Origin of the sequence: Streptomyces sp. NPDC047130, from assembly GCF_040643475.1 — a bacterium.
In the GTDB taxonomy this organism is placed as follows: Bacteria; Actinomycetota; Actinomycetes; order Streptomycetales; family Streptomycetaceae; genus Streptomyces.
Genome location: NZ_JBEYUK010000038.1, coordinates 19,844 through 30,556, shown reverse-complemented (window position 1 = coordinate 30,556; position 10,713 = coordinate 19,844). Strand labels below are relative to the sequence as shown.

Annotated in this window: 1 protein-coding gene; it reads left to right on the top strand. The window is 76.2% G+C overall.

The genetic code is table 11. From position 1 onward, the window contains the following. The gene (locus ABZ836_RS28500; RefSeq protein ID WP_361146899.1) at window positions 1–10,710 is read left to right on the top strand and encodes a type I polyketide synthase; all 10,710 of its coding nucleotides are present in this window, start codon (window positions 1–3) and stop codon (window positions 10,708–10,710) included. Window positions 10,711–10,713 lie beyond the last annotated feature (3 nt).

Genomic DNA, 10,713 nt, shown 5'->3' with positions numbered 1-10,713 from the left:
ATGACCGACAAAGCCGCCACGAGCCCCACCGAGCGCAAACTCCGCGACTACCTGGGCCGCGTGATCGCCGAACTGCACGACACCCGCAGGCAGCTGCGCGAAGCCGGCGCCCGGGACCCCGAGCCCATGGCCGTCGTCGCGATGGCCTGCAACCTGCCCGGCGGCGTGCGCTCGCCCGAGGACCTGTGGCGGCTGCTCGCCGCCGGCGGGGACGGCATCACGCCCTTCCCCGACGACCGGGGCTGGGACGACGTGCCCTTGGCGGCGGCCGACGGCGTCGCCGACGCCACCGCCTCCCAGGGCGGCTTCCTGCACGAGGCGAGCCTGTTCGACCCCGCGTTCTTCGGCATCAACCCGCGCGAGGCGCTGGCCATGGACCCGCAGCAGCGGCTGATCCTCGAGGCCGCCTGGGAGACGATGGAGCGGGCCGGCATCCACCCCGGCACCCTCCGCGGCAGCCGCACCGGCGTCTTCGTCGGCACCAACGGCCAGGGCTACGGCGACGGCATGCAGGCGGGCCTGGCCGGCACCGAGGGCTACCAGCTCACCGGCGCCGCCACCTCCGTCCTCTCCGGGCGCATCGCCTACACGCTGGGCCTGGAAGGGCCCGCGGTCAGCGTGGACACCGCCTGCTCGTCGTCGCTGAGCGCCCTGCACCTCGCCCTGCAGGCGATCCGCAACGGCGACTGCGCCCTCGCCTTCGTCGGCGGCGTCACCGTCATGCCCCACCCGGTCGGCTTCCACGAGTTCAGCCGCCAGAGCGGCCTGGCCTCCGACGGCCGCTGCAAGGCGTTCTCCGCCGACGCCGACGGCATGGGCATGGCCGAGGGCGTGGCGATGATCCTGGTCGAGAGACTCGCCGACGCGCGGGCCGCCGGCCACCCGGTGCTGGCCGTCGTCCGCGGTTCCGCCGTCAACCAGGACGGCGCCTCCAACGGCCTCACCGCCCCCAGCGGCCCCGCCCAGGAACGCGTCATCCGCGCCGCCCTCGCCAACGCCCGCCTGACCCCCGACCAGATCGACGTCGTCGAGGCGCACGGCACCGGCACGGCGCTCGGCGACCCGATCGAGGCCCAGGCGCTGCTGGCGACCTACGGCCGCGACCGCGACCAGCCGCTGCTGCTCGGCTCGCTGAAGTCCAACATCGGGCACACCCAGTCCGCCGCCGGAGTCGCCAGCGTCATCAAGATGGTCCTGGCCCTGCGCCACGGCCTGCTGCCCCGCACCCTCCACGCCGAGGTGCCCACCCCGCACGTGGACTGGTCCTCGGGCAGCGTCGAACTGCTCACCGAGCCGCGCCCCTGGGAGCCGGGCGAGCGCCCGCGCCGGGCGGCCGTCTCCTCCTTCGGCATCAGCGGCACCAACGCGCACGTGATCGTGGAGGAGGCGCCCCCGGCCGCCGCGGCGGCGGCGCCCGCCCCGCGCCGCACCGGCCCGGGCGTCGTGCCGCTGACGGTCTCCGGGCGCACCGCCCAGGCCCTGTCCGCCCAGGCGGCACGCCTGCGCGCCTTCCTCGACGAGGCGCGGGAGGACTCCGCCACCGCCGCCGAACTCGTCGACCTCGCCCACTCCCTCGGCGCCACCCGCCAGTCCCACGAGCACCGGGCCGTCGTCCTCGCCTCGACCCCGGAGGACGTGCGCACCGGTCTGCGGCTCGTCGAGGACGGGACGACCGGCCCCGGCGTGCTCACCGGGGCCGTCCGGCCGGGACTGACCGCCTTCCTGTTCAGCGGGCAGGGCGCCCAGTACGCCGGCATGGGACGCGAGCTGTACGACGTCTTCCCGGTGTTCGCCGAGGCCTTCGACGCGGTGTGCGCACGGGTCGACCTCGAACTGCCGCTGAGGGACGTGGTGTTCGGCGATGACGCCGCGCTGCTGGCCCGGACGGTGTACACGCAGGCGGGGCTGTTCGCCGTCGAGGTGGCGCTGTTCCGGCTGGTGGAGTCCTGGGGGCTCACCCCGGACGTGCTGGTCGGCCACTCGATCGGCGAGCTGGCCGCCGCGCACTGCGCGGGCGTGCTGTCCCTGGACGACGCGTGCCGGCTGGTGTCGGCGCGCGGCCGTCTGATGGACGCGCTGCCGTCCGGGGGCGCGATGCTCGCGGTGGAGGCTTCCGAGGACGGTCTGGAGCTTCCGGAGGGTGTCGACCTGGCGGCCGTCAACGGCCCGACCTCCGTCACGGTGTCCGGTGACGCGGACGCGATCGACACCCTTGAGCAGCGGCTGCGCGCCAAGGGTGTGCGGGTGAAGCGGCTGACCGTCTCGCACGCCTTCCACTCGCGGCTGATGGAGCCGATGCAGGCCGAGTTCGCCGCCGTCGCCGAGTCGCTGACGTACCACGCCCCGGCGATCCCGGTCGTGACCACGGCCCCCGGAGACATCACCACCGCCGCCTACTGGGTGGGCCAGATCCGCGAGCCCGTCCGGTTCGCCGACGCGGTCGCGCCGCTCACCGACGTACGGGTCTTCCTCGAACTCGGCCCCGACGGCGTGCTCTCGGCGCTCGTGCCGCACCTGCACGACGGCACCCCCGCCGTGCCGCTCCTGCGCCGCGACCGCGACGACACCGAGTCCGCGCTGACCGCCCTCGCCCACGCCCACACCGCCGGCGTCACCCCCGACTGGGCCGCCGTCTACGCCCCCTGGACGCCCCGCCGCGTCGACCTGCCCACCTACGCCTTCCAGCGGCAGCGCTACTGGCCGGCCCTCGGCGGGGCGGCCGCGCTGGGGGCCGTGGGCCTGCGCGGCACCCGGCACCCGCTGCTGGGCGCGGTCGTCACGGTGGCCGGCGGCGACGGCCTGGTCCTCACCGGACGGCTCTCCCGGGCCACCCACACCTGGCTCGCCGACCACCGGGTGGGCGGCACGATCCTGGTCCCGGGCACCGCGCTGGTCGACCTGGCCCTGCACGCGGGCGACCAGGTCGGTTGCCCCGTCGTCGACGAACTCACCCTCGACACACCGCTGGTGCTGCCCGAGCGGGGCGGCGTCCGCATCCAGGCCGAGGTGGGAGCGCCCCTCGCCGACGGCTCCCGGGAGATCGCCCTCTACTCCCGGCCCGACGACCTGACCGGAGCCGTCGACGCGGACGGCGACTGGGTCCGGCACGCGAGCGGCGTCCTCTCCACCGCCCCCGCCGCGGCCGGGACCCCGCTCGTCGCGTGGCCGCCGCAGGACGCGGAACCGGTGCGCCTCGACGACTTCTACGCGGCCACCGCCGCGGCGGGACTGCAGTACGGTCCCCTCTTCCAGGGCCTGCACGCCGCCTGGCGCGGCCCCGACGGAGCGGTGTACGCCGAAGTCACACTGCCCACGCCCGCCGGCGCCGGCGCCCCGGAGCCCGGCGGCTTCGGCCTGCACCCGGCCCTCTTCGACGCCGCCCTGCACGGAGCGGCCCTGTACGACGCGGGCCAGGGCGACACACGGCACGGCGACACGGCGCGGGGCGGGCCGTCCGTCCGGCTGCCGTTCAGCTGGTCCGGCGTCACCCTGCACGCGACCGGCGCGACCGCCCTGCGCGTCCGCATGGCCCCGGCCGGCACGGACGCCGTCGCCCTCGACCTCGCCGACCCCGAGGGGCAGCCGGTCGCCTCCGTCGCCTCCCTGACCCTGCGGCCCGCCGGGGCCACCGGTGGCTCCGTGCGGCCCGACACGCTCTTCCAGGTGCGGTGGACCCCGGTCGCCGTGCCGGACGGCGGCCCCTGGACGGTCGTCACCGGCCCGGCCGAACTCGCCGGCCTGGCCGAGCTGCCCGAGGTTCCCGCGCTGGTGGCCGCGCACGCCGGCCCGGCGGCCGGGGACGACGGCGACGAGCCCGCCCGGGTCCGCGCCGCCGCCCACCACGCCCTGGAATGCGTACAGACCTGGCTGGCCGACCCGCGCTTCACCGACTCCACCCTCGTCCTGCTCACCCGCGGCGCCGTGCCCGCGGGCACGGCCCCCGTCGACCCGGCCGGCGCGGCCGTGTGGGGCCTGGTCCGCAGCGCGCAGACCGAACACCCCGGCCGCCTCGTCCTCCTGGACCTGGACCCCGCGGACGGCGCCGTGCCCGACGCGGGACCGGCCGGCACCGACGAACCCCAACTCGCGCTGCGGGACGGCCGGTGGCACGCCCCGCGCCTCGCCCGCGCCACGGCCTCCGCGCCGCCCGCCGCCGAGGAGACCGCCGCCCACGGCACCGTGCTCGTCACCGGCGGAACCGGCGTCCTCGGCGCCCGCGTCGCCCGGCACCTCGCCGCCGAGCACGGGGTGCGCGAACTGCTGCTGCTGAGCCGGAGCGGCCCCGCCGCCCCCGGCGCCGACGAACTGATCACCGAACTGGCCGGCCTGGGAGCCCACGCCCGGGCCGTCGCCTGCGACGTGGCCGACCGCGCGGCACTCGCCGCGGTGCTCGCCACCGTCCCCGAGGACCGGCCGCTGACCGGAGTGGTGCACGCCGCCGGAATCGTGGACGACGGCATCGTCACCGGCCTGACCCCTCAGCGGATCGACGCCGTCCTGGACGCCAAGGCCACCTCCGCGCTGCACCTCGACGCACTGGCCGGAGACGTTCCGCTCTTCGTGCTGTTCTCGTCCGCCTCGGCCACCTTCGGCTCCGCCGGACAGGCCGGGTACGCGGCGGCCAACGCGGTGCTCGACGCCCTCGCCACACGCCGGCCGGGCGCCGTCTCCGTCGGCTGGGGACTGTGGGAGGAGACCTCCGGCATCTCCGCCGGACTGGACGAGACGGGCCGGGCCCGGATTACCCGCGCCGGCGGCCCGCTCACCACCGCCGAGGCACTGGCGATCCTGGACGGCGTCCGCACCGGCGACACCCCGCACCTGGTCGCCCTCCACCTCGACCTCCCCGGACTCCGCAAGGCCCTGGACGACGACCCCGCCGCCGAGGCGCCCCCGCTGCTGCGCGGCCTGGTCGTCCGTGGCACACGGCCCGGCGCGGCGCGCGCCGTACCCGGCGCCGCCACCCCGCTCGGTGAGCGCCTCGGCGGGCTCGGCGAGGCCGAGCGCACCGAGGTCCTCGCCGGCCTCGTCCGGTCCGAGGTGGCCGGCGTGCTGGGGCACACCGGCACCGACCAGGTGGAGGACCACCGGTCGTTCAAGGACCTGGGCTTCGACTCGCTGACCTCCGTCGAACTGCGCAACCGGCTCGGGGCCGTGACCGGCCTGCGGCTGCCCGCCACCCTGGTCTTCGACCACCCCTCACCGCAGGCGCTCACCGCCCACCTGCTCTCCCTCCTGACCGACGCGGGCCGCACGGCCCCCGCGACCGCCGGCCGCGGCCCCCGGACGCACGCCGCGCACGACGAGCCCATCGCGATCGTCGCGATGAGCTGCCGCTACCCCGGCGGGGTGAACAGCCCCGAGGACCTGTGGCGGCTGGTCACCGAGGGCTCCGACGCCATCGGCCCGTTCCCCGGCAACCGCGGCTGGGACATCGACAGCATCTACGAGCCCGCCCCCGACGGACCGGGCACCTCGTACGTCCTCGAAGGCGGCTTCGTCCACGACGCCGACCGCTTCGACCCCGTGCCGTTCGGCATCTCGCCGCGCGAGGCACTCGCGATGGACCCGCAGCAGCGGCTGCTGCTGGAAGCCTCCTGGGAGGTCTTCGAACGGGCCGGCATCGACCCGACCTCGCAACGCGGCAGCCGTACCGGCGTCTTCGCCGGACTCATGTACCACGACTACGGCTCCACCATCACCGTGCTCCCCGAGGGCGTCGAGGGCTACCTCGGCACCGGCACCTCCGGCAGCGTGCTGGCCGGCCGCGTCTCCTACACCTTCGGGCTCGAGGGCCCGGCCATGACGGTGGACACCGCCTGCTCGTCCTCCCTGGTCACGCTGCACCTGGCCTGCCAGGCGCTGCGCGCGGGGGAGTGCGACATGGCACTGGCGGGCGGCGTCACCGTGCTCTCCACCCCGGGCGTCTTCGTCGACTTCAGCCGACAGGGCGGCCTCTCCGCGGACGGCCGCTGCCGGTCGTTCTCCGCGGACGCCGACGGCACGGCCTGGGGCGAGGGCGTGGGCGTCCTGCTGGTGGAGCGGCTGTCGGACGCCCGCCGCAACGGCCACCAGGTGCTCGCGGTGGTGCGGGGCTCCGCCGTCAACCAGGACGGCGCCTCCAACGGCCTCACGGCGCCGAACGGGCCCTCCCAGGAGCGGGTGATCCGCGCCGCCCTGGACGCCGCGCGACTCACCACGGCCGACGTCGACGCGGTCGAGGCGCACGGCACCGGCACCAAGCTGGGCGACCCGATCGAGGCCCAGGCGCTGCTCGCCACCTACGGGCAGGACCGCGACGAGCCGCTGTACCTGGGCTCGCTGAAGTCCAACATCGGGCACACCCAGGCCGCCGCCGGCGTCGGCGGAGTGATCAAGATGGTGCAGGCGCTGCGCCACGGCGTCCTCCCGCGGACCCTGCACGTCGCCGAGCCGACGCCGCACGTGGACTGGGAGGCCGGATCGGTCGAGCTGCTGACGGAGGCGAGGGACTGGCCCGAGGGCGAGGAACCGCGCCGGGCCGGTGTCTCCTCGTTCGGCGTGAGCGGCACCAACGCCCACGTGATCCTCGAGGAGTACCGGTCCGCCGCCGACGCACCCGCCGACGCGCCCGTGGCCGAGCCCTCCGGCGTTCCCGCGCCCTGGCTGATCTCCGGCAGGAGCGCCGGTGCGCTCCAGGAGGCCGGAGCGCGGCTCGTGTCGCTGACGGACGAGGAGGACCCCGCCGACGTCGCCTGGAGCCTGCTCACCGGCCGTGCGGTGCTGGAGCACCGTGCGGTGGTGGTGGGGGAGGACCGTGCCGGGGCGTTGCGTGCGCTGGCGCGGGATGTGGCGCATCCGGGTGTGGTGCGGGGTGTGGCGCGGTCCGGTGGTGCGCCGGTGCTGGTGTTCCCGGGTCAGGGGTCGCAGTGGCTGGGGATGGGGCGGGAGCTGGCGGTGTGGTCGCCGGTGTTCCGGGAGGCGTTGGAGGAGTGCGCGGCGGCGTTGGAGCCGTTCGTGGACTGGTCGTTGTGGGAGGTGCTGGAGAGCGAGGACGAGGGCCTGTGGGGCCGGGTGGACGTGGTCCAGCCGGTGCTGTGGGCGCTGATGGTGTCCCTGGCGAAGCTGTGGCGGTCGGCCGGTGTGGTCCCGTCTGCGGTGGTGGGGCACTCCCAGGGCGAGATCGCCGCAGCCGTGGTCGCCGGTGGCCTGTCCGTCGGGGACGGCGCGCGTGTGGTGGCGCTGCGTTCCCGCGCCCTGCGGGCGCTGGCCGGACGCGGGGGCATGGTGTCCCTGGCCGCGGGCGCCGAGGTGGCCGGTGAGCTGGTGGCCGGCTTCGACGGCCGGGTCTCGGTGGCCGCGGTCAACGGCCCGGGCTCGACGGTGGTTTCCGGCGAGCCGGACGCGCTGGACGAACTCCTCGCCCTGTGCGGGGAGCGGGGCGTGCGCGCCCGCCGGATACCGGTGGACTACGCCTCGCACTCGGTGCAGGTGGAGGAGCTCCGCGAGCAGATCCTCACCGACCTCGCCCCCGTGACGCCGGTGACCTCGGCCGTCCCCCTGTACTCGTCGCTGACGGGCGGTCGGATCGACACCGCCGACATGGGCGCGGAGTACTGGTACGACAACCTCCGCTCCCTGGTCCGGTTCGGCGAGGCGACCGAAGCACTCCTGGCCGACGGCCGGTCCGTCTTCCTGGAGTGCAGCCCGCACCCGGTGCTGACCCCCGGCATCGAGGAGTCCCTGGAGGAGTCCGGGCGACAGGGCCTCACCCTGGCGTCCCTGCACCGCGACCGTGGCGACGCGGCGCGCTGGCTGACCGCGCTCGCCGAGGCGCACGTGGCCGGCGTGCCCGTCGACTGGACCACCGTCCTGGACGACCGCACGGGCCGCGAGGTCGAACTCCCCACCTACGCCTTCCAGAGGGAACGTTTCTGGCCGGAGAAGCGGGCACTGCCCGCCGACGTCTCCGCCGTCGGGCTCGGCCGCGCCGACCACCCGATGCTCGGCGCCGCCGTGCCCGTGGCCGGCGGTGACGGCGTCCTGCTCACCGGACGGATCTCCGCCTCCACCCACCCGTGGATCGCCGACCACGTCCTGCTCGGCACCGTCCTGCTGCCCGGCACCGCCCTGGTCGAACTCGCCCTGCGTGCCGGGGAGTCGGCGGGCCTCCCGCACCTCGACGAACTGACCCTGGAAGCGCCCCTCACGCTGCCCGGCGAGGGGGCGGTCGTCCTCCAGGTCGCCGTCGGCGACGGCGCCACCCCGGACTCCCCGGACGACGGCCGCGCCGTCACCGTCTACTCCCGCGCCGAGGGCGACGAGGGCGCCTGGACCCGCCACGCCACCGGCACCCTCCGGTCCACCCCGGCCGGGCCCGCCCCGGAACCGGTCCCGTGGCCGCCCCGCGACGCCGAACCGGTCGACCCGAACGGCTTCTACGCGGCCGTGGCCGAAGGCGGCTACGGATACGGCCCGGCCTTCCAGGGCCTGCGCGCCGTCTGGCGCCGGGGGGACGAGGTCTTCGCGGAGATCGCGCTCCCCCAGGAGGCCCGCACCGCCGGCGCCGGCTTCGGCCTGCACCCCGCGCTCTTCGACGCCGCCCTGCACGCCGCCGGAGCCGGCCGCCTGTTCCCCGGCACCGAAGAGGTGCGCGTCCCGTTCGCCTGGCAGGGCGTCACCGTCCACGCGGCGGGCGCCACCGAACTGCGGGTCAGGATCAGCCGCCCCGACGGACGCGACGCCCTCCACCTGGAGGCCGTGGACGCCTCGGGCTCGCCCGTCGTCCAGGTGGAGACGCTGGAGCTCCGCCCGGTCACCGCCGCGCAACTGGCCTCCGCCCAGGGGCCGCGTGACGCCCTGTTCGCCGTCGAGTGGACACCGGCCACGGCCGGTGTGGTCCCCGTCTCCTGGGCCGTGGTCGGAGCCGACGCCCTCGGAGCCGCCGACCGGCTGGCCGAGGAGACCTACGCCGTCGAGTGGCACGCCGACCCGGACGCCCTGATCGAGTCCGTCGACGCGGGCATGACCGTGCCCGAGATCGTCCTGCTCTCCGGATCCGCGGGACACGACGGAACCGCCGAGGAGGTGCACCGCCGGGTCACCGAGGTGCTCGCCGCGGCCCGGACCCTCCTCGCGGACCAGCGGTTCGACGGGTCCCGCATCGTCCTGCTCACCTCAGGAGCCGTCGCCGTCCACGACGGCGAGGACGTCACCGACCTGCCCGGCGCGGCCGCCCGCGGACTGCTGCGCACGGCCCACTCCGAACACCCCGGCCGCTTCGCCGCGATCGACGCCGACGCCGGCCTCGACGGGCTGACCGAAGCGCTCCTGACCGGCGAGCCGGAGACCGCCCTGCGCAAGGGCACCCCGCACGTGCCACGCCTCGTCCGCGCCCGAACCGCCGACGCGCCCGCGTCACCCGTCCAGGTCCAGGAACACGGCACCGTCCTGATCACCGGCGGCACCGGCGGACTCGGCGCCCTGGTGGCCCGGCACCTCGCCACCGCGCACGGCGTCACCGACCTCCTCCTGCTCAGCCGCTCCGGCCCGCAGGCGCCCGGCGCCGCCGCCCTCGCCGACGACCTCGCCGCACTCGGCGCCCGGGCGGAGATCGTCGCCTGCGACGCCGCCGACCGGGACGGCCTCGCGCAGGTGCTCGCCGGCCGCCGGATCGGGACCGTCGTCCACGCGGCGGGCGTCCTCGACGACGGCGTCCTCACCGCGATGACCCCCGAGCGCCTGGCGACCGTGCTCCGCCCCAAGGCGGACGCGGCGCTCCACCTGACCGAACTCGTCGACGCCGACAGGTTCGTGTTCTTCTCCTCCGCCTCCGGCACCTTCGGCACCGCCGGACAGGCCAACTACGCCGCCGCCAACGCCCTGCTGGACGCGCTCGCCGCCCGCCTGCGGGCCCAGGGCCGCTCCGCGCTCTCCATCGGCTGGGGCATGTGGGCCACCGCCACCGGCATGACCGGCCACCTCTCGGACGACGTACGGGGCCGCGCGACCGGCGACGGCACGGCCCTCTCCGACGCGGACGGCGTCGCCCTGCTCGACACCGCCCTCACCACCGACCGGCCGCACCTGGTGGCCGCCCGCCTGGACCTGGCGACGCTGCGGGCCCGCGCCGGCAGCGTCCCGGTGCCGCCGCTGCTCCACGCCCTGGTCCCGCAGCCCGCGCGGCGGGCCGCGGAAGCGGGGGAGGGCGCGGCGGCACTCGTCACCCGCCTGGCCGCCCTCGACCCGGCCGGGCGACGGCAGGCCGTGCTCGACCTGGTCCGCGGCCACGCCGCCACCGTCCTCGGGCACGCCTCGGCCGAGGCCGTGGCACCCGAACAGGGCTTCACCGACCTCGGGTTCAGCTCCCTCACGGCCGTCGAGATCCGCAACCGGCTCAACACCGCCACCGGCCTGAAGCTCCCCACCACGCTGATCTTCGACCACCCGAACGCCGCACGCCTCGCGGACCACCTGCTGGAGAACCTGGCCGTCGAGGACACCGCGACCGGCCCCGCCGCGCTGCTGGCCGACCTGGACCGGCTCGACAGCGCCCTCTCCGGCACCGGCCCGGGCGACGAGACACGCGCCCGCGTCGTCTCCCGGCTCCACGCGCTCCTCGCCCGGTACGACGCCGGTGACCACGCGGACGCGGCCGGCGTCGCCATGGACCTGGACGCGGCAGGGGACGAGGAACTCTTCGCCTTCATCGACAACGAAACAGGAGTCTGAGGC